19 protein-coding genes are annotated in these 22,132 nt (G+C 46.5%); 16 read left to right on the forward strand and 3 right to left on the reverse strand.

The genetic code is table 11. From position 1 onward, the window contains the following. Positions 1-68: 68 nt before the first annotated feature. Positions 69-785, reverse strand: a complete 717-nt coding sequence (locus AC0YN3_RS27035) for a FadR/GntR family transcriptional regulator (RefSeq protein ID WP_475778015.1) — start codon at positions 783-785, stop codon at positions 69-71. A gap of 116 nt (positions 786-901) precedes the next feature. Here AC0YN3_RS27035 and AC0YN3_RS27040 point away from each other — a divergent pair, with 116 nt between their 5' ends. Together AC0YN3_RS27040 and AC0YN3_RS27045 are read left to right on the forward strand one after the other, a co-directional pair. Next, positions 902-2,317, forward strand: a complete 1,416-nt coding sequence (locus tag AC0YN3_RS27040) for an FAD-binding oxidoreductase (RefSeq protein ID WP_475778016.1) — start codon at positions 902-904, stop codon at positions 2,315-2,317. Next, positions 2,310-3,674, forward strand: a complete 1,365-nt coding sequence (locus tag AC0YN3_RS27045) for a (Fe-S)-binding protein (protein ID WP_475778017.1) — start codon at positions 2,310-2,312, stop codon at positions 3,672-3,674. Before AC0YN3_RS27040 ends, AC0YN3_RS27045 begins: the two co-directional genes overlap by 8 nt. Positions 3,675-3,789: 115 nt before the next feature. Here the strand turns inward: AC0YN3_RS27045 and AC0YN3_RS27050 are convergent, their stop codons facing one another. Then, on the reverse strand, positions 3,790-5,292 hold the full coding sequence (locus AC0YN3_RS27050) for an alpha/beta hydrolase family protein (RefSeq protein ID WP_475778018.1): 1,503 nt from the start codon (positions 5,290-5,292) through the stop codon (positions 3,790-3,792). Between the two features lie 292 nt (positions 5,293-5,584). Beyond that, positions 5,585-6,256, reverse strand: a complete 672-nt coding sequence (locus AC0YN3_RS27055; RefSeq protein WP_475778019.1) for a FadR/GntR family transcriptional regulator — start codon at positions 6,254-6,256, stop codon at positions 5,585-5,587. Positions 6,257-6,529: 273 nt separating this feature from the next. Between AC0YN3_RS27055 and AC0YN3_RS27060 the strand changes: the two genes are divergently transcribed. The 14 genes from AC0YN3_RS27060 to AC0YN3_RS27125 all read left to right on the forward strand — a co-directional run bounded on the left by AC0YN3_RS27060 (position 6,530) and on the right by AC0YN3_RS27125 (position 22,036). After that, positions 6,530-7,174: a bifunctional 4-hydroxy-2-oxoglutarate aldolase/2-dehydro-3-deoxy-phosphogluconate aldolase gene (locus AC0YN3_RS27060; protein WP_475778020.1), complete on the forward strand. Its 645-nt coding sequence runs from the start codon at positions 6,530-6,532 to the stop codon at positions 7,172-7,174. 13 nt (positions 7,175-7,187) lie between these two features. Beyond that, the gene (gene dgoD, locus AC0YN3_RS27065) at positions 7,188-8,339 is read left to right on the forward strand and encodes a galactonate dehydratase (RefSeq protein WP_475778021.1); all 1,152 of its coding nucleotides are present in this window, start codon (positions 7,188-7,190) and stop codon (positions 8,337-8,339) included. Between the two features lie 479 nt (positions 8,340-8,818). Then, positions 8,819-10,219 carry an MATE family efflux transporter gene (locus tag AC0YN3_RS27070; protein ID WP_475778022.1) on the forward strand — a complete coding sequence of 467 codons (1,401 nt, stop codon included), beginning with the start codon at positions 8,819-8,821 and terminating at the stop codon, positions 10,217-10,219. A 33-nt stretch (positions 10,220-10,252) separates the two neighbouring features. Continuing rightward, entirely contained in the window at positions 10,253-11,038 is a 786-nt protein-coding gene (locus tag AC0YN3_RS27075; RefSeq protein ID WP_475778023.1) for a DeoR/GlpR family DNA-binding transcription regulator, read from the forward strand. 475 nt (positions 11,039-11,513) lie between these two features. After that, entirely contained in the window at positions 11,514-12,494 is a 981-nt protein-coding gene (locus AC0YN3_RS27080) for a CehA/McbA family metallohydrolase (protein WP_475778024.1), read from the forward strand. After that, on the forward strand, positions 12,491-13,465 hold the full coding sequence (locus AC0YN3_RS27085; protein WP_475778025.1) for a CehA/McbA family metallohydrolase: 975 nt from the start codon (positions 12,491-12,493) through the stop codon (positions 13,463-13,465). The genes AC0YN3_RS27080 and AC0YN3_RS27085 overlap by 4 nt, the downstream gene beginning before the upstream one ends. Then, positions 13,462-14,571 (forward strand): 2-aminoethylphosphonate--pyruvate transaminase, encoded by a 1,110-nt coding sequence (phnW, locus tag AC0YN3_RS27090; RefSeq protein WP_475778026.1) that lies wholly within the window; start codon positions 13,462-13,464, stop codon positions 14,569-14,571. The genes AC0YN3_RS27085 and phnW overlap by 4 nt, the downstream gene beginning before the upstream one ends. Further along, the gene (phnX, locus tag AC0YN3_RS27095; RefSeq protein WP_475778027.1) at positions 14,561-15,382 is read left to right on the forward strand and encodes a phosphonoacetaldehyde hydrolase; all 822 of its coding nucleotides are present in this window, start codon (positions 14,561-14,563) and stop codon (positions 15,380-15,382) included. The genes phnW and phnX overlap by 11 nt, the downstream gene beginning before the upstream one ends. Continuing rightward, positions 15,363-16,721 carry an aspartate aminotransferase family protein gene (locus AC0YN3_RS27100; RefSeq protein ID WP_475778028.1) on the forward strand — a complete coding sequence of 453 codons (1,359 nt, stop codon included), beginning with the start codon at positions 15,363-15,365 and terminating at the stop codon, positions 16,719-16,721. Before phnX ends, AC0YN3_RS27100 begins: the two co-directional genes overlap by 20 nt. A 147-nt stretch (positions 16,722-16,868) precedes the next feature. After that, positions 16,869-18,248, forward strand: coding sequence for an extracellular solute-binding protein (locus tag AC0YN3_RS27105; protein ID WP_475778029.1), 1,380 nt, complete (start codon positions 16,869-16,871; stop codon positions 18,246-18,248). Between the two features lie 75 nt (positions 18,249-18,323). Further along, entirely contained in the window at positions 18,324-19,262 is a 939-nt protein-coding gene (locus AC0YN3_RS27110; protein WP_475778030.1) for a carbohydrate ABC transporter permease, read from the forward strand. Between the two features lie 9 nt (positions 19,263-19,271). Further along, positions 19,272-20,102, forward strand: a complete 831-nt coding sequence (locus AC0YN3_RS27115; RefSeq protein ID WP_475778031.1) for a carbohydrate ABC transporter permease — start codon at positions 19,272-19,274, stop codon at positions 20,100-20,102. Continuing rightward, positions 20,099-21,214: an ABC transporter ATP-binding protein gene (locus tag AC0YN3_RS27120; RefSeq protein ID WP_475778032.1), complete on the forward strand. Its 1,116-nt coding sequence runs from the start codon at positions 20,099-20,101 to the stop codon at positions 21,212-21,214. The genes AC0YN3_RS27115 and AC0YN3_RS27120 overlap by 4 nt, the downstream gene beginning before the upstream one ends. A gap of 18 nt (positions 21,215-21,232) precedes the next feature. Further along, the gene (locus AC0YN3_RS27125) at positions 21,233-22,036 is read left to right on the forward strand and encodes a histidinol-phosphatase HisJ family protein (protein WP_475778033.1); all 804 of its coding nucleotides are present in this window, start codon (positions 21,233-21,235) and stop codon (positions 22,034-22,036) included. The last annotated feature ends 96 nt before the right edge of the window (positions 22,037-22,132 follow it).

Raw genomic sequence — 22,132 nt, forward strand, 5'->3', positions numbered from 1 at the left:
CATTAGTACGTAGAAAAAAAGCCAAATAGAGAACCGAAGTTCTATATTTGACTCTATATGGAACAGAATTAATCCTGAATGGCTCCGCGTTTCAGTACATTCTCGACTTTATGTAAATGAGCTTGAATGAATTGGCTGGCTAGCTCGCTGTTTTGAGCTACTATTGCATCATATATGGATTGATGCTCTTTTAAGAGAAGGGTGGAAGAGGACTTGTCTTCGGAAAACCACAGCTGACGTGTTTTTCCCATTGTTTCGGTTAGCTTGCAAGTAAGTGAATTCATTAATGTATTAAGAAGTTCATTATGCGAGGCAGCTGCTATAGCTAGATGAAATGCAATATCCGCCTGTTCACTCATTTGCGTATTATTCATTTCCAACGCTTGCTCCATTTGTTTAATAATTTGCGTTAACCTCTCGAGATCCTTATCATTTCGGCGCTGGGCAGCGAATGCAGCACTGCCGCTTTCAAGCCAAATACGAACCTCTAGTATTTCTTTTACATTTTCCGATTCCTCGAATGGATCACGCGAGTTGCTTTGTGAGGTAGGCAATTCTTTATTGATAAAAGTACCCCCGCCATGCTTAACATCTATCCAGCCTGTAGCCTTTAATGCGCTCAATGCTTCACGAATGGTGGAGCGACCTACTCCAAAGGAGGTACTCAAGTCAACTACGGACGGTAGTTTTTGTCCAGGTTGCAAGAGACCTTCCTCAATTTGTGAAAGAATGATTTTTTGCACAAGCTCATGTCCTTTTTCAGTTTCTACCTTTATCGGCTGCATAGAGCTTTTAACCTCCCGAAAATATAACTATAGACTATACTTTACAACTTTATTACACTATAATCAATTCAAAGTCATCAGATGACCTGCTCAATTTTACGATGGAGGAATCGATCATGTTAAATGAAGCTGTAGTTAGACAAATACGAAAGATTGTAGGAGAAAAGTTTTTTCGGACAGACCAGGAGGCGCTAATCGCACATTCCTATGATGGAACGCCGATGTTGCAGGCTTTGCCTGATGGAGTCGTTTATCCAGAATCAACTGAGCAAGTTTCAGAAATCATGAAAATAGCTAGCAGCAATCTTATTCCGATTGTAACAAGAGGATCGGGTTCGAATCTTTGCGGTGGTACAGTACCGTTGCTAGGCGGAATAGTGATGGTCATGCATCGCATGAATAAAATCATGGAAGTGGATATGGAAAACCTAACGGCTATTGTCCAACCAGGGGTAATTACCGGCCAATTTATCACACAAGTTGAAGGGTTGGGACTATTCTATCCACCAGATCCAAGCAGTATGAAAATTTCTACAATCGGCGGCAATATCGCTGAATGCTCAGGCGGTCTAAGAGGCTTAAAGTACGGAACGACAAAAGATTATGTCCTTGGCTTAACGGCGGTGCTGGCAAATGGCTCAATCATCCGTACCGGTGGCAAATTGACTAAAGATGTCGCCGGGTATGATTTAACAAAGCTATTAGTAGGCTCAGAAGGAACACTGGCCGTCATTACAGAGGCGATTCTTAAGCTTATTCCACAGCCCAAAACAAAGAAAACGATGGTTGCGATGTATAAGGATATTTATGGTGCGGCACGTACGGTATCTAAAATTATTAAAAATCAAATCATTCCAGCAACATTAGAAATATTGGATAATCCAACGATTCGGGTTGTTGATGATTTCGCGAAAATTGGTCTGCCGCTAGATATGGCCGCGATCCTCATTATCGAGCAGGATGGCGAACCAGAAATGGTTGAACGAGATATTGAAAAAATACAACTCATTTGCAAAGAAGAGCAGGCGGATCGCATTGCTGTAGCAGCGGATCGTGAAGAAGCAGATAAACTGCTGACAGCTAGACGCAGCGCATTTACCGCACTCGCTCGCCTTCGCCCGACGACGATACTCGAGGATGCTACCGTACCACGTTCTAAAATTGCGGAAATGATATTGCGTACAAATGCAATCGCCCAAAAATACAATGTGAATATAGCGACCTTTGGGCATGCAGGAGATGGAAACCTGCATCCAACCGCAACGACTGACGCGCGTGACCATGAAGAAGTGCATCGTGTTGAGCAGGCATTTGCAGAAATTTTTGAAGCTGCAATCGAACTCGGAGGCACGATTACCGGCGAGCACGGGGTCGGCGTTGTGAAAGCTCCTTATTTGGAATGGAAGGTTGGAGAAGCGGGAGTTGAAGTTATGAAAGGAATCAAAAGTGCTTTCGATCCATTGAATATTTTGAATCCAAGTAAGATTTTTGCGAAGGAAACGAAGAAGAGGGTGGTGGTACAGCATGGCTAGTACTACGGGAAAACCGGCAATCGAGCATTCTAATCCTCTAGCTCGAACTTTATTAGAGAAGCTTGACTATGACCAGTTAACAAATTGTATGCGATGCGGCTTCTGCTTGCCTGCTTGTCCGACATTCCAAGAAACAGGCATGGAACCTGCCTCACCGCGTGGACGCATTGCGATGATGAAAGCAGCCGTAGATGGACTAATGGTTCCAGATCAGCAATTCCAAGATCAAATGAACTTGTGTCTAGGCTGTCGTGCTTGCGAGCCAGCTTGTCCGGCAGATGTGAAGTACGGCCAATTAATTGAACAGACGAAGGAAGCGATCGAGGACCATGCAACTCATTCATTGCCCATTACAATTATTCGTAAGGCGGTATTCAAACATTTATTTCCGAAGCGTGGCAGTTTGAAGCTGCTTGGAGGTTCACTTGCGCTCTATCAAAAATCCGGCTTGCAAAAAGCAGTGCAAACAACAGGTGTAATGAAGCTGCTTCCTAAGCAATTATCGGAGATGGAAGCTATTTTACCATCCGCTAGTTCGAAGGGAGTAGTCGAGCGTCTCGGTACTTTTTATCCAGCAAGGGGGGAAGCAATCGCCACAGTTGCGATGTTCCGCGGTTGTATTATGGATGTTATGTTCGCAGATACGAATGTGAATACAGTGGAGCTGCTGTCTGCTGCGGGCTTTGACGTATACATTCCTGAAAGTCAGGTATGCTGCGGTGCGCTGCATGCTCATAGTGGAGAAATGAACGACGCTAGAAAACTGGCAGCTGTGAATATCGATATATTCAAACAGCTTAATGTCGACTACATTGTATCGAATGCAGGCGGTTGCGGCGCGCTGCTCGTTGAATATGACCATCTTATGCAGGATGATGAAAAGTACCGTGAGTCAGCAAAGTGGTTTGCTTCAAGAGTGATCGATGTCAGCACATTGGTTGTTGAAAAGGGACGCGTTCCTAAATTTGCGCAAAAAGAAAGCTCTCTACAGGCTAAGAAAATGAAAGTGACGTATCAGGACTCCTGTCATCTGCGCAATGTAATGAAAGGCTCGAGCGCCCCACGTATATTAATGAAGCAAATAGATAACGTTGAATATGTCGAAATGGTCGAATCTGATCGCTGCTGCGGTTCTGCTGGTATATACAATGTCATACAACCTGAGATGGCAGGCTCTATCCTTGAGCACAAAATGGAGCATGCGAACAACACGCAAGCAAGCTTTATGCTAACGAGCAATCCAGGCTGTCTGCTTCAAATGAAGCTTGGAATTGAAAAGCATCAACAAGATCAGACGATGAAGGCGATGCATATCGTTGATTTTTTACATGAACGGATGATTGTAACAGAGTCATAAGTATTAATATTAAATGTGTCGCCCATCCGAAAAACGCCCCTTCAAGTAGCGGTTTATTTATTAAACCTGTCTACTTGAAGGGGAGCTTATCAAAATCGGAAGCTTGTTCCGCCATTTATAATAGCGAAGTTACGAACTTCACCTCCGGAAAACGGCTATCCGGTCCTTTCATTAAGATTCCGTCTTGATTTTTCAGATACAAATCGAAGAAATCCAGCATATAGGCATTGATTACGGAGTTCGCTCTTTCGGGCGTAATCCTTCCTGTGATGCCCAGCATTTTGAAAATCGGAGAAATGAACGGTATGTCGGTAAAATTCAAATGCTCCGTATTGTCGATATAGAGGAATTGTCCCCCTGCGGCAACCGTATCACGCATCCTTTCGAGCTCTACCTTTTTGTCTTCCGTTACTTGATCCATCCATTCTCTTGTGTTGCCCATACGCTTAAGCTCTGCATCCGTGTAGACATGGTTATCCTTCACCATTTTTAATTTTTCGAATTCGCTTTCCGAGTTGATGAACAGAAACGGTTTTCGCAGACCCTCTCTCTCACGCAGTCGATAGAGCCCGCCGTCTAAGTCTATTCCAACCGCGATTCGCGGATCGTAAGAAGCGTCATAGGCCGTCGCTCCGCCGATGGAATGACCGAACACCCCGACATGGCCGAGATCAATCCTCCCTATTAGATGACTTGAAATCTGCCCCGATTGGATGAGCTCGAATTGGTCCAGCGCTAACGCAACATCGTCGGTTAAAACTTTTCCCAGCTTATCGCGATTTCCGCTTTCCGTCCGGTAATCATGGTCGGGCGAGAATAAGTCGTTGGTTGTGCTGGTCGTGATTCGACCGTCCGGAAACTCGGTTGCAAATGTATTGTAGGTGTGGTCGATCACTGCCACGATATATCCGTGACTCGCGAGATTTTCGGCTTGCGACGTATGGAGGAACCTGGAGGAGCCGAATCCGGGATTCGCAAGGATCAGCGGGTATGAGGTCTGTGCCGAAGAGACATCCGCCCCCGAATAAGCATGACTGGATACGTACTTCAGGTGCTGAAAAGTAAATCCGGGAAGGCCATAGTTCGCGGCCATATAACGTAAAATCCGGGTATCGGGAATAAAGGGAGCGTACTTGCCGGTGCCAGCTGGAGCCGGATACCATACCTGAACCATCAATTCTCTCTTACCATCTCTGGCTTCGTCGTAAATCTCTGCCCTCTTTGTATCCACGAAATGAAAAGTTTGCGTTCCTACCTTGAATTCGCCTGTCGGTTCAGGTAGTTTGAATACAGGAAAAGCATACATGAGAACCGCTGTTATGATCAGCATTATCGCTATAGCGGTATTAGCTGAACCCAACATGAATCGCGGGATTTTTTTTTGACCGATTTTATTAAAATAGCTAAAACCTGATATTGCTAAAAAAATGATTGTTATGCAATATGGGAAAAATAGCTGAACGTTGTATCCTTCTACCGTCCAATGAATGACCAGTAAAAGTGTAGCGATCCCGCTTGCAACGAATACTGGAATTTTACGCCTTCCATTTTTTAATAAAACGGTTAATGAAAGCAAGCCGATGTTTGACAGGAAAAATAACAGTTCAAACAGCCTCATCTCGATTCTCCTTTTAAAAATTTTATATTTTCGGTTGTTCCAATCTTATCCTGCCAGGGTGGCCTAAGCTATCGATTTTCCTTACATCTACCTTACAATGTTGTCATTCGATCTTGCGGTATCGGAGGACTCGTAAAATAGAAGGTGATTTCTTTATATGAAAATACAAAGATCAGATCTAGATAAGCGCAATAAAACAGCGACAGTCAAGGACTTTGCTTTCTCGTCCTTGGCTGCCGCTGTTTCAATTTCTTTATTCGGTCTAATCCTATATTTTCGGCATAGAAATGACTTACTTCTTTAATGCTTCAATCATGTCGGAAATATGACTATGCATGAGCTGCCTTGCCTGCTCACTATGTCGTTCCTCAATGGCGATCGCAATTAAGATATGATAATTGGATGCTTTCGTACGCATATGAGGCAACGTGTTTGTCTGTTTGCGGCCTTCGGAGAGAAGGGGGGAGATAGACTCCAGCATGCGCAGTAAGACAGGATGCTGTGCCGATTCCGCTATGAGACGATGGAAGGCAAGGTCGGTTTCTAGAAATGGCCCCCCTTCTTTCATCTGGTTAACCATAGAGTCAGCCAGCGCACGAAGCTGCTTGACCTGGGTGCGCGTAGCATGCTCGGCGCTTAAGGCAGCAAGTTTGGGCTCAATGAGCAGTCTTGCTTCCAGTAATTTGATGAGCGAAATATCCCCTAGTTCCTTAAGATCTGCAGTAGGGTCTTCTAACAATAAGGGATCGTTACGTACATACATTCCCCGCCCATGCTCTATGCTGACGTTTCCTTGGCTTTCCAGCGTCCGCAGCGCTTCCCTAACTGTAGATACACTTACAGCCAGCTCCTTAGAAATCTCTTGCAGTGTCGGAATGCGCGACCCAGGAGGCCATTCCCTACTAATAATTTTCTGTCTGAGGATATCTATTGTTATTGAAAAGGCCGTTTTTTTCATCATCATAATCCCCGCTGTATCTTCATATTAGGTCTATATTAACATAATCATACAAGCTCCTCCTAATCGTAAAGACGTATTGACATCCAGAAATAAAGATACTATGATACCTTCATAAAGATCTGATCTTTAATGTGAGTAACCAAATAATCCAAACGTTATAGGTGGATATTTGCTTTTAGATAGGATCTATATGCAATAATACGGGTTACATTTGATATAGATAGGATCAATATAAGCGTCTGCCGTTATGGAATGAAGGAGGATCGTGGAACAATCATGAATAAAGAGGAACAGCTAAAACGGTTAAAGGATTCCGGCATCGTTGCGGTCATTCGAAAGCCTGCCTATAACAAGGTCATTCAGATGACGGATGCTCTGGTTTCAGGTGGCGTTGGAGCGCTAGAGATTACGGTCGATTCAGAAAGGGCATTTGAAATTATTGCTCAATTAAAAGAGAGATACGAAGGCAAAGCCTTGGTTGGCGCAGGCACAGTATTAGATGAAAAAACAGCGAAGGAAGCGATCGAAGCGGGAGCTGATTTCATCTTCTCTCCGATCCTGGATGAAGCGACGATCCGTCTAACCAATCATTATGGGCGGATCTCGATTCCAGGAGTCATGACGCCGACAGAAATCGTGAAGGGGTATCAATACGGCGCAGACCTGCTTAAAATTTTTCCGGGCTCCTCGTTAGGCGCTACCTATATAAAAGAATTATCGGCTCCGCTCGGACATATTCCGATGATGCCGACGGGTGGGATTACTTTGGACAATGTAGGCTCATTTATTCGCGCAGGTGCTGTGGCAGTAGGCATAGGAAGCTCTTTAACGGACGTGAAAGCGATTGCGGAAGAGCGGTATGACGAATTGACAGGATTAGCTCGAAAATTCAGATTGGAAATCAAGAAAGCTAGAGAATAGGGAGCGGGTAAATTTGAAAATTACTAAGTTTGAGACTTTTATCGTACCACCCCGGTGGTTGTTCCTGAAAATTGAAACGGATGAAGGAATCGTTGGATGGGGGGAGCCTGTAATCGAAGGCAAGGCTCATACGGTACAAGCGGCTGTAGATGAGCTCATGGATCTGTTAATCGGGAAAGATCCGCTTCGCATCGAAGATCATTGGCAAGTCATGTACCGTGGCGGGTTCTACCGCGGGGGATCGATATTGATGAGTGCAATCGCGGGGATTGATCAGGCATTGTGGGATATTAAAGGAAAATATTTCAATGCCCCCATCTACCAGCTCCTTGGCGGGGCATGCCGTGATTCAATGCGTGTCTATTCCTGGATCGGCGGGGATCGGCCTAGCGATGTCGGACTTGCGGCATTGGAGAAGCAGCAGCAGGGCTTTACAGCGGTTAAGATGAACGCTACGGAAGAGATGCAATATATTGATAGTTATCATAAGGTGGATCAAGTCGTGGAACGGATTGCAGCGATTCGTGCAGTGACCGGTCCAAACTTTGGCATCGGCGTAGATTTTCACGGTCGTGTACATAAACCAATGGCGAAGGTGCTCGCAAAAGCATTAGAGCCCTTCAGGCTGATGTTTATTGAAGAACCCGTGCTTCCAGAAAATAATGAGGCACTCCGGGATATTGCCAATCATACGAGTACGCCGATTGCGACAGGCGAAAGAATGTTCTCGCGCTGGGATTTCAAATCATTATTGGAAGATGGTTACGTGGATATTATTCAACCGGATTTATCGCATGCAGGCGGTATTACAGAGTGCAAGAAAATCTTCGCGATGGCGGAGGCTTATGATGTAGCGGTAGCCCCTCATTGTCCTTTAGGACCTATTGCGCTAGCTGCTTGCCTGCAAGTTGACGCAACGGCTCACAATGCAGTCATTCAGGAGCAAAGCCTCGGGATTCATTACAACCAAGGGAATGATCTGTTGGATTATGTAACGGACCCTAGCGTATTCGCTTATGAAGATGGGCATGTGAAGATTCCGCAGGGCCCAGGACTGGGTATTACAGTTAACGAAGACTACGTCCGCAAAATGGCGACGGAATCCCCGCATCGATGGAGAAACCCGATTTGGAGACATAAGGACGGATCGGTGGCCGAATGGTAAAAGCGAAGAGGCTTCGAAGAGGTCATTGAACTTTTGGAAGTTCTCTTTGGCGCTTGGCAGCCCCATCAAATCGTTCTTCAAGAGGAAGAAGCTGCATAGCAAGATTAAGCAAGCAAAAGGCATGTCCCTCACTTTGTGAGGCGATCATGTCTTTTTTTATAGGTTAGCTGGTTCAATTAAGTAGCTAACTCCTCCAACGCGGTATGAGAGGTAGGTAGCTAGCTAGCTAGCTAGATAGATAGACGTCGTTTCATTTTCTGCATTACGATGGCCATTATCATCATTGAATCTTAAAGTATTTGTAAACTCCCTCATCCCACCCTTTCTTGGATTGATTAATAGGCAAACAATTTGTATGATAGGATTGGCAACAAGAAAACAATATAAACCACATGAAACTACTATGTGAATGATTGAAACGATGGGGAAAACATGCGATTTATCGTATAATTTAAGAAGAATGAGGGATAGGCTTAGCGATGAGTGCGATCAGAAAGTCAGAGTTTAATCGCGAGATGAAAAGACTGGTCATTCCATCCGTGCTGCAAATGCTTGTTGGCAATTCATTTTCGTTAGTAAACATGCTAATGGTGACGAGCTTGGGGGATGGTGCAGTCGCCGTAACTGCCGCAGCGGGCAGAATCAGCTTCATTCTATCGATGATCCTTACCGCAATCTATGGGATGACCACCTACATGACCCAGTACTATGGCAAACAGCAGTATGCGCTTATGCGGGCAACATTCGGCTTTATGCTGCTGGCGGGAATGGGTACAAGCCTTCTAGCGTTTGTTGCCGTGTGGTCCTGGAAGGAGCCAATTCTTTATCTATTTATTAAGGACAGTGAATTACTTCCGCTCGGTATGCAATACGTTACGATTGTGGCCTTTGTTTTTCTGATTAGTGCGATTAGGGATGCGTACGCCCAGGCGCTTGGATCTATAGGCAAGGTTAAAATTACGTTGTATGTCGGCTTATGTGCGATGGCGGTCAATATTGTATTGGACTATGGCTTGATTTATGGAAGGCTGGGTTTGCCAAAGCTTGGTGTTGCAGGAGCTGCATGGGGAACGTTAATCGCTTCAGCCATATGCTTGTTGTTTTTGTTTGTTTTCATTTATAGTAAATCGTATTACTTAAATATTGGAGTTCGAGAGCTATTCAGTCTCCCTCTTAAGCTGCGCAAGCAGGTATTGAAAACGATAACGCCGCTCGTGTTCCACGAAGGCATGTGGTCAATCGGCAACATGCTGTATGCCGTAGCTTTTGGATCTCTGGGCATTGCGGCTTTGACTACGTTCCAGCTTGCGAATACGCTGCAGGGGTATTTTATGATGGGAATCCACGGATTTGCTTATGCTGCTAAAGTGATGATTGGTCAAAAGCTGGGGCAGGACAAGCATGAGCAGGCGCTGGATTATGCTCGGAGATTTACTCGCTTTTCGGTGATGGCTGGTATACTCATTAGTGCTGCCATAGTAATGGTTTCACCATTTGTGTCCTATGTTTTTCCTCACCTAAGTAGCGAGGTTCACGGATCTTTACGGAATGTGCTGCTGCTGCAGGCTTTGGCGATGACCGCATTTTTCTTGAATAATGTGTGGATTGTCGGTATGTTTAGAGCAGGCGGAGATAATTTGTTTACGATGAACATGATATTAATTACGACATGGGCGATGGCATTGCCGGCGGTATTCGTTGGCGCGTATGTGCTCCATCTGCCGCTCGAATGGGTGTACGGCCTATTTTTATGTGAAGAAATTAGCAAGGCTTTAATTGGATACAGACGTTATCGCTCTCAGAAATGGATGCGGAATTTGGTCGGAAATGTTCCTGACTCGCCGTCAACCGCTGCATCTTTATCGGATATGGGTGCGTGAGAATAGTAGGAAAGAAGAATTGGAGGGTTTGCGATGTCTCTCGCGGGCGAAGAAAGAAAGCTGAGTATTATGAACCTGCTGAATGAGCATGGGAAGGTCATTGCAAGCGACCTGGCGCGCATGTTCGAGGTTACAACCGAAACGATTCGTAGAGATCTGGATGATCTTGAGAAGGAAAACAAGCTTAAGAAGGTGTACGGCGGCGCAATTAAGCTAAAGGTTGAGGTCGAGCCTACCTTGTTTGAGCGAGCCTGCATCAATCAAGAGGCGAAAGAGAAAATCGGCTATCTTGCTTATACGCTAATTGAAGATTATGACGTTATCTTTATCGATGAAGGCACGACGCCGCTTCAGATTATTCCCTTTCTATCCCAGAAGCAGCAGGTTACCGTATTAACGAGCTCGATATCCGCTATGATGTCCTTGATTGAGCTTAAGAAACGAGAGCAATTCGATGGCCGGATGATCATGCTTGGCGGCGAAGTGAATGTGAAGCATCTTCGCGTAACGGGAGCGATCGCGGAAGCGAATATGTCGGATATTTTTGTGAACAAAGCATTTGTAACCGTAGATGCCTTATCGATTGAGCATGGATTCACGAGCTATGACTACGAGAAGGCATCGCTAACCCGCAAATGGATTCAGCAATCGGAAACGTCCATTATACTGGCGGATTCATCGAAATGGAACAAGCGGTCTATGGTCAAAATATGCGATTTTCAAAACGTGGATATCGTGATTTCGGAATTAGAGCCTCCGGCAGCATGGAAGGCGCAGCTGGAAGAGGCGAATACGAGATGGATGATGCCCTCTGAATAGCCAACGTTGAAGGTTGAATAGGCCAGGAAAGCCAGTAGAGAAGCGAGTCTTCTCTACTGGCTTTTTTTTATAGATCAGCATTTATATGTTTTTACATTGAAGCGTGCTTTTATATCTCCCAGAAACGATTGCTTATTTGACAGAGGAGGGCTTAAGCCGTTTGCGCTTGACGTATAGGAAAGGATGTGAGTTTGCTTATCCTTTCTCTATACGTTTCGCCGAAACGATGGCGTCTATTGTAAGGACGCCGTCAGGCGTTTCTTCTTAATGTTGTTTGTTGTTGTGTAAAGTTTGTAATCGCTATGTTAAATCTTTCGAATCGCATTGTATTGGTCATTTTTTCGCAGTAGAATAGGTAAAACAACATAAATAAAAGTAAAAGCAATTAAAAACAATATGTTGTTTGCGGTAGTTGATACATTTTCCAGCAGCAAATTCCCATTGGAACAGAGGACTACAAATAGGAGTGGTGACGATGAAGGACGCCGTATATTTGGATAAAAGCAAAAGGAAATACAAAGGGAACTTGCATATGCACACGACATGGTCAGACGGAACACAGGAGGCATCGGATGCCGTTTCTGCTTTCAAGGCTAAGGGCTACGACTTCATCAGCATAACGGATCATGATGTATTCGCACGTACCGCTGCATTTGACACGGAATCATTCATTGTACTGCCGGGCATGGAGAGAGGCGGTTTGAATCTTGTGCCGGATGAAGATCCAGGCTACCACTTTGGCGTGCTGGACGATCCAACGATCGAGCCTGTGAAGGAAAGATTCCACCATTTGCAATCGTTTGAGATTCCGATTCCTTGGGAGGGTCAACAATCCCCGCAGAAGCTGATCGACGATATGAGGGCGCATGGAAATCTGGTTGTGTTCAATCATCCCGAATGGCATTTGACACGCTTTGAGGATATGGTGCAGTACGACGGATTTTTTGCGATTGAAATTTATAATCACGCAACGGAATGGACGGCGAGCTCTTCCTATGGGGCGGCTTATTGGGACCATGCGCTTCAGAATGGCAAGCGCGTGTTCGGTATCGCCGCCGATGACTCGCATGACCATGATCCAAACTGCAAAATTGCCGAGTATGGCGGCGGCTGGGTTTCCGTCGAGGCGGAGGAGTTTTCACAGTCAGGGATTATTACGGCTCTAAAAAAAGGGCAGTTTTATTCCAGCTCCGGACCCGAAATTACTGATTTCCGCGTAGAGAATGGCTTCGTCCATGTGGAGTGCTCGCCTTGCCAATACATTATGTTTAAAGCATTCCCGCTGCGTGGTCCATTCCACGTCGAACGCGAGAAGGGCGAGCTAATGACCTCGGGAAGCATGGTGATCCAGAAGGGCATGAGCTATATCCGGGTGGAGTGCGTGGATGAAAAAGGCAGAGTAGCGTGGTCTAACCCGATCTTTGTAGCAGATTTGGCAGAGGAGGAGCAGCAATGAGAGATGCCATTATTTTGGACGCTGGTCGCCAAAAGTATAAAGGGAATATTCACGCGCACTCCGTTCGCAGCGACGGCGAATATACGGTAGAGCAAATGATAGAAGCTTACCGCTCCAAGGACTATGATTTTATGTGTTTAAGCGATCATGAAATCTATTTCCGCAGCGATGCCTACGACACGGAAACGTTCATTATGCTGGACGGGTATGAAATGGCTTGCGAAATGGAACGTGAAACGACGGGACAACAATATCATATGCATGGCCTTTTGGATCGTTCACTGCATGCTGACAAGCCTTTTCAGCACGATGAGGAGCATGCGAAGCCGGATTATGAGAGCTTGGATACGATTCAGCAATTAATGGATGAGATGAGAAGCAAAGGAAATCTCGTCATTATGAATCATCCGGAATGGTCCAAAAACCGGGAAGAGGATTTGCTGAAGCTTGAAGGCTATGCCGCGATTGAAATCTATAATCACCAATCCGAGATTCAAGAGGCGGTAGGCTATGGCGTATCTTATTGGGATTATGTGCTGAAGCGGGGCAAGCAGATGAACGCTATCGCGGCAGACGATGCCCATAGCGGCCCGACGGACATGGCCGTTTCGGAATTTTATGGCGGGTGGATTGCCGTTGAGAGTGAGCGATTAGAGCAGCAAGCGATTATTGATGCGATAAAGGCAGGCCAATATTATAGCTCCAATGGTCCGAAGATTTATGATCTACGCATAGAGAACGATAGGCTGAAGGTCGTGTGCTCCCCTGTACGCAGCATTCGCTTTATTACGTTTCCGGATAATGGCTTGGCCGAAATGGACCCAACCGGCGAACTCATCACTGAAGCGGAATACTTCATTCAAAATAATGAGCAGTATGTGCGGGTGGAATGCGTAGACGCATCCGGCAAAGCAGCGTGGAGCAATCCGATCTATCCCAAATCCGAGTCGAACGCATTGGAGGAGCTATGAGTAATCCCTATTTATTACTGACGCCAGGCCCCCTATCTACAACCGCAACGGTTAAAGAGGCGATGCAAAAGGATTGGTGCACGTGGGACCATGAATATAAAACCATCGTCGAGCAGATTCGTCAGCAGCTGTTAGAGGTGGGCCGAGCATCTAAGGAGCTTTATACGACTGTGTTTATGCAGGGTAGCGGTACCTTTGGCGTTGAAGCGACGCTTGGATCTGTCATACCGAGTGACGGCAAGCTGCTCGTATTGATAAATGGCGCCTACGGGAAGCGTATGGAGGAGATCGCGAAGGTGCTCCGTATTCCGTATGTATCTATGGCGTTTGAAGCGAATATGCCGGTTGATCCACAGGCATTTGAAAGGAAGCTGATTGAGGATACGTCGATTACGCATGTCGCTATGGTCCACTGCGAGACGACGACGGGCATTCTGAATCCGCTTGAGGCAGTCATGGATGTCATAAAGCGAAATCATCGGGTTGCAATCATCGATGCGATGAGCAGCTTTGGCGGAATTCCGATCGCAGTAGAAGAGCTGCAGATCGACTTTATCATAAGCAGCGCAAATAAATGCATCCAAGGCGTTCCGGGCTTCAGCTTTATTCTTTGCAAAAGGGATAAGCTCATGGAATGCAAAGGGAGAGCGCGCTCATTATCGCTCGATTTGTACGACCAATGGGAGACGATGGAGCAGGATTCCGGCAAATGGCGCTTCACTTCGCCAACGCATGTCGTACATGCTTTTAAGCAAGCGCTGGAAGAGCTAGTGGAAGAAGGCGGCGTAGAAGCGCGCCATGAACGGTATCGCATGAACCAGCAAATCGTCGTGGAAGGGATGGCGCAAGCCGGCTTTAAGGCGTACTTGCCGAGGGAGCTGCAATCCCCTTTGATTACCACCTTTTTGTATCCCACGCATATTCCATTTACATTCGAGCGTTTTTATACCTTTTTGAAGTCGGCGGGCATCGTCATTTATCCTGGCAAATTAACGGATATCAATGTATTTCGAATCGGAAATATGGGTGATGTGCATCCCAAGGATATGGAACGGTTGAATGCGCACATATTACGTTATGTAGGAGAGAGCCAATATGAGAATTGAAGGCATTATATTTGATTGGGCAGGTACTACGGTTGATTATGGCTGCTTTGCGCCGGTACAGGTTTTTATCCATATTTTTGAGGAGATAGGCATTCCCGTGACGATGGAAGAGGTTCGCGCGCCTATGGGACAGCTGAAGCGGGATCATATTCAATCGCTGCTGCAAATGCCAAGAATAGGAGCTGCTTTCCAAGCGAAATTCAGCCGCAGCTATACAGAAGCGGACATTGACGAGCTGCATGACCGGTTTGAGCCTAGGCTGCTCGCGATTCTCTCGCAGTTCGGCAAGCCTAATCCACATGTTATAAAAACGGTAGAGCAGTTGAGACAGCAAGGCTTGAAAATCGGAGCGACTACAGGCTATACGTCCACTATGCTTTCCATCGTGTCCAATGCGGCGAAGGATTACGGCTATGAGCCTGATCATTGGGTAACGCCCGATCAGGTTATGGACAAAGGGAGGCCTTATCCTTACATGATCTACGAGAATATGAAGCAGTTGGGCCTGCGCCATCACGCGCAAGTGATTAAGGTCGGAGACACGACCTCTGACATGCAAGAGGCGAATAGTGCGGGCGTATGGGCGATCGGTATCGTGAAGGGCAGCTCCATGCTCGGGCTTACGGAGGCTGAGGTGCAGCAGCTGTCGGCTGAGGAAGAACGTCAAATGGTCGCTGCCGTGAGTAAACAGTATATGGAAGCGGGAGCGCATGCCGTTATTGCGGACATGTCCGAGTTGCCTGCTATGATCGAGCAATTGAATGAACGACTGCAGAATAAGGAGCTGCCTTATGGAAATCCGCATCAATAGCCGCATAGAGGGAGATATCAATGGAACGGACGCTCGCCAAGCTTGGCAAGACGAGCATCTCAGCGAAGAGACGCTTGCTGTACTGGAACAGGACAGCAAGCTTTTTCTTCATCAGTCGATGTCGACGCCATGCTTGAATGCGATCGTGAATGCAGAGGGCATTTACCTTGAGGATCAGGATGGGCGCAAAGTGATCGATTTCCACGGTAACAGCGTGCATCAGGTCGGCTACAAAAATGAGTATGTGATGAATGCAATCATTGCTCAGATGCAAAATCTGCCGTTTCTGCCGCGCCGATATACGAGCCAGATTGCGATTCAGCTGGCGCAGAAGCTAGTCGAGCTGGCGCCGGGAGATTTGAACAAGGTGCTGTTTGCGCCAGGCGGTACCAGTGCGATCGGAATAGCGCTGAAGCTTGCGCGCAGGGCAACCGGCAAGCACAAAACGATTTCGACTTGGGATTCCTTCCATGGCGCAAGCTTGGATGCGATATCGGTGGGCGGCGAGTCCGTATTCAGAAGCGGGATAGGACCGTTGATGTCAGGGACGGAGCATATGATGCCTTATAACAGCTATCGTTCTATCTTCGGAGAAGGAGAAGCGGCCAATGCCAAAAACCTGGACTACTTAGCCTATATGCTGGAGAGGGAAGAGGACGTGTGCGCGGTCATTCTCGAGCCGATTCGGAGTACGGACGTACAGATTCCGAGCGTTGCTTACATGCAGCGGCTTCGCCAAATATGCGACGAGTATGGCGTGCTGCTCATCCTTGACGAAATACCGACGGCACTCGGCCGTACGGGTACCATGTTCGTTCATGAGCATTATGGAATCGTGCCGGATATTGTTGTGATTGGCAAAGGATTCGGCGGTGGCATTTTTCCGATGGCAGGCATTATTGCCAGAGAGCATTTGGATATCGCGGGCGATATTTCCCTCGGGCATTATACGCATGAGAAAAGCGCTGTAGGCTGTGCGGCTGCACTGGCTACCATTGAATATATCGAAAAGGAAAACCTGCTTGAGCATGCGAAAAGCATGGAGCGTTGGCTGCTGGCGCATCTTCAGGCGCTTCAAAGGAAATATGCCGTAATCGGCGATGTTCGCGTTAAAGGCATGCTGGCGGCAATCGAGCTTGTATCGGATCGGGAGACAAAGGAGAAGGAAGCAGCAGGCGCCGAAAAAGTTCTCTATGAATGCTTGTCACGCGGACTAAGCTTCAAAGTATCAAGCGGAAACGTCATTACGCTCGTTCCTCCTTTAATTACGACTGCTGCGCAAATGGAAGAAGCAATCGCTATTTTAGATCAAGCGCTTGAACTCGTATTCACGAAATAAAACAGACTATTTTCTTAAAAACAACAACATATCAATTAAAAAAATAATAAAACAATTTATTAATGTGTAATTGACACAGTTTTTACAATTCTCCTTTATAGTTTAGTTAAGCCAGTGAGAACTGGAAAACGAGGAGGGTTTACAAGAATGAAGAAGCTTGCGCTTGGATTAGTTAGTGTAATGACAAGTATGACATTATTAGCAGGTTGCAGTACAGGCTCAAATTCTGGTGCCGCCGCAAATGGCGGTGCAGAGTCGTCTGGCAATGGCGAGAAAATGAAAGAGGTCGTCATCTCCGTTCGCGAGAACACATGGGGAGCGCGGAAAGATAATTTCATCGAAGCCGAAAAACGTGCGAACGAAGAGCTAAAGTCTGAGAATGTACAGATAAAAATAGATTGGTGGCCTGGCGTTGGCGATGATGAGCTGATCTTGCAGGCGCAAGCGAATAAAGTAGCCGATGTGTTTATTAACTCCAGCGTGGATATCGGGTGGCAGCTGAACGCCGGGCTAATCCGCGACGTGGACTGGGTCGGAACATCAGACGTGTTCAAAAACATGCCGGAGTCCTACAACAACATGATGAAGTACGAAGACCACTACTACGGCGTTATTCAGGATATGGATGCTTCTCCCGTATTCATTAGCCGTAAGGCGCTGGAAGGTCTCGGCTGGACGGCTGCGCAAATCGATGAGCTGAAGGCTCGCGTGGATGCTGGCAGCTTTACCTTCAGCGAGCTTGTGGACCTGGCAGATTCGGCGGTTAAGCAAAAGCTGGTTAAGGTAGGCTTCGGCGTTGAGGATACGAGGTTTGAAGGCTGGAATTATACCTTCGACAATTTTAATTACAGCGCGGAAGAGAACAAGATGGTTCTGTCGAAAAACACGCAAAAGGTGTATGAATTTTGGCAGGATGCGAAGCAGCGCGGCGTCGTTACGGAGGGCATTGCCGAGATTGATACGGACAAGGCTGCCGAGCTGTTCATTAAAGGCGAATTGTTCGCTGAATTTGCCCGTACTGAGTTCTATCAAGTGATGCGTACGCAGCTTGGCATGGATGAGGACCTCGCCGGCTATGAAGCATGGTTTAAGGAAAATGCGATTTGGATTCCGGTTCCGTCGGTTGAGCAAGGAGGCAAGCCTGTTTCCTACAGCAATCCTGCGTTGGTCTACGTAGGAGCTAAAGTGGATGAAGAGAAGATGCCATATGTTCAAAAACTGATTGAGCATGTGCTGGATGCGGACCTGCAGATTAATCATACGCTTAAAAGCGGCAAGCTTCCCGTAACGGCGGCAGCACAGGAAGATCCGCGCTTCCAAGAAATGAGCTTCTATAAAGACCATGCTTATTTAATCGAGTTCACGAAAACGCGTCCAGCCCAAATGGATTATGCGGTCTATATGAAATCGTTCACGCTTGGCATTGACGCCATTCTGACCAAAGGCCAAACAGCCGCTCAAGCTTTCGAGCTATTCCAAAAGGATGTCAAACAAAACGTGCCAGCGGACAGTCTCATTGTAGAATAACGATGATACAGAAAAGGTGCTCTGCTTGCAAGAGCACCTTTCCGTATATTAAAGGAAGCAGGTGCTGATCTCATTATGGAGATCCCAGTGACTTTAGCCAAGACGGCTTATAAGAAGCCTTTAGCCAAGAAGATGTATCCCTATTTTTTCATTATGCCTTTTGCGCTTCTGGTGCTTGTCTTTTTTATACTGCCAGCGATTGCGACTATTATCATGTCCTTCACGGATTTAAACGCATCGATGAAAATTAATTTTGTCGGCTTCGATAATTTCAAACGGATATTTTCTGATTACAGCATGCCTCAAATTTTATGGAACACGGTCCTGTTTGCCGTTATTACGCTTGTCTTCTCTTTGTTTTTTGGACTATTTATATCAATCGCGACCCAGTACTTCTTAAAGGGAAAATTGACGGCAGTCATTTATCGTGTCCTATGGTTAATACCAAGCATTATACCTGCTGTTGTATATGTGACGTTCTGGAAGTATTTGTTTGACCCGACGGGCGATGGGCTAATCAATAAGGTTCTGCACCTATTCCAGCCAGAAGGTGATCCCGTTTCATGGTTTACGAAAATAGCGATGGCAATCGTGATCATTGCAACGATAGTATCGACCACTTCGGGAGGCATGATTCTATTATCGGCCGCCATCAGCTCCATACCCGAGGATCTGTATAAGGCCGCCAAAGTAGACGGAGCAAGCGAGAAGTCGGTCATCACCAAGATTATTCTTCCTTCATTAAAGTGGCCGTTAATGTATATTACGATTTCGGATCTGATCGGCTTTGTGTCTTCCTATTTCTTCATCTTGCTTCTGACAAACGGCGGACCTATGCGGGATACGACAACGCTATCCTTATACGCGTACCAGCAGGCGTTTAATTTAAAATATTACGGATACGGCGCGGCCCTTTCTCTATTGGTTGTGCTGATCTCGCTTATTTTGACATTATGGCTGCTGAGGCTGTTTGATTTCAACGAAATGATAAAGCCATCGCGCATCGAGGATTAGGAGGCAACTATGTCGACAAGCATCGCAAAAAAACTGCTCGTGCACACGTATATGCTGCTCTTTACCATGCCTATCATCGGCATGATTATCTGGTATTTTCTCGCGGCAACGTTCAATGGCACGACGGGGCAATTTACGCTCGAAAACTTCAGCTTCGTGAAAGAGCCGATCGAGTATGCAGGCGTTATTTTACCGGCGATTTGGCCCATCGTTCTAAATACATTAGTCTATTCGGTTCTTATCGTGGCGATAGAAATAGGCATTGCCGTACCGGCCGCATATGCGTTCTCCAGGCTTGATTTCAAAGGCAAGCTGGCTGCCATGAAATTCCTGTTCCTCATGCGCTCCTTCCCGGGCATTACGCTCATTATCGCTACGTTTTTCATCCTCGTTCAAATGAACCTGGTGAATACGTATGTAGGCGTTATTCTCGTAGCCATAACGGGTTCCTTGCCGGGCCGGGTATACATTATGAAAGGCTTCTTCGACGAAGTGCCGTGGGATTTGGAATGGGCGGCCATGGTAGACGGTTGCTCGAGATTTCGCGCGCTCATGAAAGTACTCGTTCCGTATGTAATGCCGGGCATCGGAGCTATCTCGGTGTTCTCCTTCTTAGGCGCTTACGGGGAATGGTTTCTGTTCAAGCTGTTTATATTCGATGACAATATGCTGACGCTTGCCGGCTATCTGTCTCGTCTCGTGACGAAGGAAAATGTTATCTTGAACTACGGATTGCTTACGGCGATTGGTTTGTTTTATACGATTCCGCTAGTCATATTTTATATTTTCACCCAGAAAGTATTTTTGAAAATTAATATGGGAGGGGCAAAGCAGGTATGATTTCTCTTGTAAATATCGTGAAAGACTATGATGGCAAGCAACTGGGAAGCCGTGCGGTAGACGGATTGAACCTCGAGATTGCAAAGGGTGAATTTGTTGCGCTGTTGGGCCCTTCTGGCTGCGGAAAAACGACAACGCTAATGATGCTGGCAGGGCTGCTGAAGCCAACGTCCGGTGAAATCTATTTCAAGGATAAGCTTGTCAATCATGTGGAGCCCAAGGATCGCAATATCGGGATGGTGTTCCAGTCCTATGCGCTTTATCCCCATTTGACGGTTCGCGACAACATTGCTTTCCCGCTTCGCGAGAGAAAAATGGCTAAGAAGGATGCATACGAGCGCGCTTTGCATACGAGCAAAATATTGCAAATCGATCATCTGCTTGATCGCAAGCCATCGCAGCTGTCAGGCGGTCAGCAGCAGCGTGTCGCCATGGCGCGCGCATTGTCCAAGGATCCGGAAATATTACTGCTGGATGAGCCGATGTCCAATCTGGACTCGCGGTTAAAGCTTGATGTGCGGGATGAAATTCGCAAAATCCAGCGTAAATTAGGCGTTACGACGATTATTGTTACGCATGACCAGGAGGAAGCGCTTGCGATCTCTGATCGCGTAGCGATTCTGAACGGCGGGAAAATTCAGCAATACGCGCCTCCGAGCGAGCTGTTCAATCATCCCTCGAATTTGTTTGTCGGAAGCTTTCTAGGCAATCCGCCTATGAACTTAATTGAGGGGACCCTCGAGCAGAGAGGCGAGCAGCAGTTTGTAAAGACAAAGCTATTCGAACTGGAAGTTCCTCAGTCACGCAGGCTGGATGGGCAGCATATGGGGAAAGAGGTTAAGCTTGGCATCCGTCCGCATGATTTGTTCATTACAGAGCAGCCAAGCGAAGCAGCGATTAAGCTGCAAATTGATCTTATTGAGCATCTAGGCAACGGGCAATTAATTAAGCTGACGGATTCTGCCGGGCAGTCCGATATGATGATTCGTCTTCTGACGGATAATGAGCAGAGGCTAAAAGAGCGCGAGACGCTAACGGTAGGCATAAGGCCGCATAAGTTTCACCTGTTCGATATGACGGACGAAGGGCGTAATCTGTTGCAATTTCAATAGTATGAGAAGGAGCATAGAATGACGATACCTAAATTTTTGATTGATCAGCATGTACATTCATCCTATTCGCCCGACTCGAACTCAACGCTTGCAGAGATCGTGCAATATGCAATTGCACGGGGGAAGCCTGCTATCGTGACGACGGACCACTTGGAGTATGATTGCAAATATTTCAAGCAGGACGTCGATATTGACTGGGAAAGCTACAATAAAGAAGCGGAAGAGCTGTCCAGGCGCTATGCCGTGGACATTCGCAAAGGCATTGAGGTCGGCTTTCGAAGCGATTATAAAGATGTCATAAACGATTATTTGGGCCAGCGCGCGTTTGACGTCATTTTGTTGTCTGCGCATAATGACGGGAGACTGGATTTCTCAGAAAAGGCGTTTCATGATTTGCCGATCCAGCAAAGACTTGGGCATTATTTTACACAGGTAAGAGAGGCTGTCGACCAGATGGACAATTACGATATCGTTGCCCATTTGGATTATGTGGTGAGATATACGACATTTCCGGTGCACGAAGAAGACATCGCGGCATGCAAGCCTATTTTGTACGATATATTAAAGCTAATCATAGAGAAGCAAAAGGTGCTGGAGCTGAATACAACCGGACTGTACCGACAAGGCTGGATTCATCCGCATGCGTATATACTCGACATGTATGTGGATTTAGGCGGCAGGGCCGTATCGATCGGTTCAGATGCACATCAGGTTGGCCATATCGAGCAAGGGTTTGACGAAGCGATCGAGCTGCTGCACAGCAAAGGCATTCGTGAGGTTGTGCAATTTAAGGGAAGAGCACCTTATTTGGTGTCTATATAGTCCTAAAAAAAAGAGGCCTATTCTGAGTTTTCGAGCTCAGTATATGCCTCTTTTTTCATCAATGTAGACAGGGATGGGATATAGTTTATGGATGTA

Source organism: Paenibacillus sp. J22R232 (assembly GCF_056269165.1).

Bases quoted from the DNA above. Each gene is read 5' to 3' on its own strand.
- AC0YN3_RS27110 (WP_475778030.1), top strand. From the start codon at position 18,324: ATGGAGATCCCAGTGACTTTAGCCAAGACGGCTTATAAGAAGCCTTTA.
- AC0YN3_RS27070 (WP_475778022.1), top strand. From the start codon at position 8,819: ATGAGTGCGATCAGAAAGTCAGAGTTTAATCGCGAGATGAAAAGACTG.
- AC0YN3_RS27055 (WP_475778019.1), bottom strand. From the start codon at position 6,256: ATGATGATGAAAAAAACGGCCTTTTCAATAACAATAGATATCCTCAGA.
- AC0YN3_RS27120 (WP_475778032.1), top strand. From the start codon at position 20,099: ATGATTTCTCTTGTAAATATCGTGAAAGACTATGATGGCAAGCAACTG.
- phnX (WP_475778027.1), top strand. From the start codon at position 14,561: ATGAGAATTGAAGGCATTATATTTGATTGGGCAGGTACTACGGTTGAT.
- AC0YN3_RS27060 (WP_475778020.1), top strand. From the start codon at position 6,530: ATGAATAAAGAGGAACAGCTAAAACGGTTAAAGGATTCCGGCATCGTT.
- AC0YN3_RS27080 (WP_475778024.1), top strand. From the start codon at position 11,514: ATGAAGGACGCCGTATATTTGGATAAAAGCAAAAGGAAATACAAAGGG.
- AC0YN3_RS27040 (WP_475778016.1), top strand. From the start codon at position 902: ATGTTAAATGAAGCTGTAGTTAGACAAATACGAAAGATTGTAGGAGAA.
- phnW (WP_475778026.1), top strand. From the start codon at position 13,462: ATGAGTAATCCCTATTTATTACTGACGCCAGGCCCCCTATCTACAACC.
- AC0YN3_RS27085 (WP_475778025.1), top strand. From the start codon at position 12,491: ATGAGAGATGCCATTATTTTGGACGCTGGTCGCCAAAAGTATAAAGGG.
- AC0YN3_RS27050 (WP_475778018.1), bottom strand. From the start codon at position 5,292: ATGAGGCTGTTTGAACTGTTATTTTTCCTGTCAAACATCGGCTTGCTT.
- AC0YN3_RS27105 (WP_475778029.1), top strand. From the start codon at position 16,869: ATGAAGAAGCTTGCGCTTGGATTAGTTAGTGTAATGACAAGTATGACA.
- AC0YN3_RS27125 (WP_475778033.1), top strand. From the start codon at position 21,233: ATGACGATACCTAAATTTTTGATTGATCAGCATGTACATTCATCCTAT.
- AC0YN3_RS27045 (WP_475778017.1), top strand. From the start codon at position 2,310: ATGGCTAGTACTACGGGAAAACCGGCAATCGAGCATTCTAATCCTCTA.
- AC0YN3_RS27115 (WP_475778031.1), top strand. From the start codon at position 19,272: ATGTCGACAAGCATCGCAAAAAAACTGCTCGTGCACACGTATATGCTG.
- AC0YN3_RS27075 (WP_475778023.1), top strand. From the start codon at position 10,253: ATGTCTCTCGCGGGCGAAGAAAGAAAGCTGAGTATTATGAACCTGCTG.
- AC0YN3_RS27100 (WP_475778028.1), top strand. From the start codon at position 15,363: ATGGAAATCCGCATCAATAGCCGCATAGAGGGAGATATCAATGGAACG.
- AC0YN3_RS27035 (WP_475778015.1), bottom strand. From the start codon at position 785: ATGCAGCCGATAAAGGTAGAAACTGAAAAAGGACATGAGCTTGTGCAA.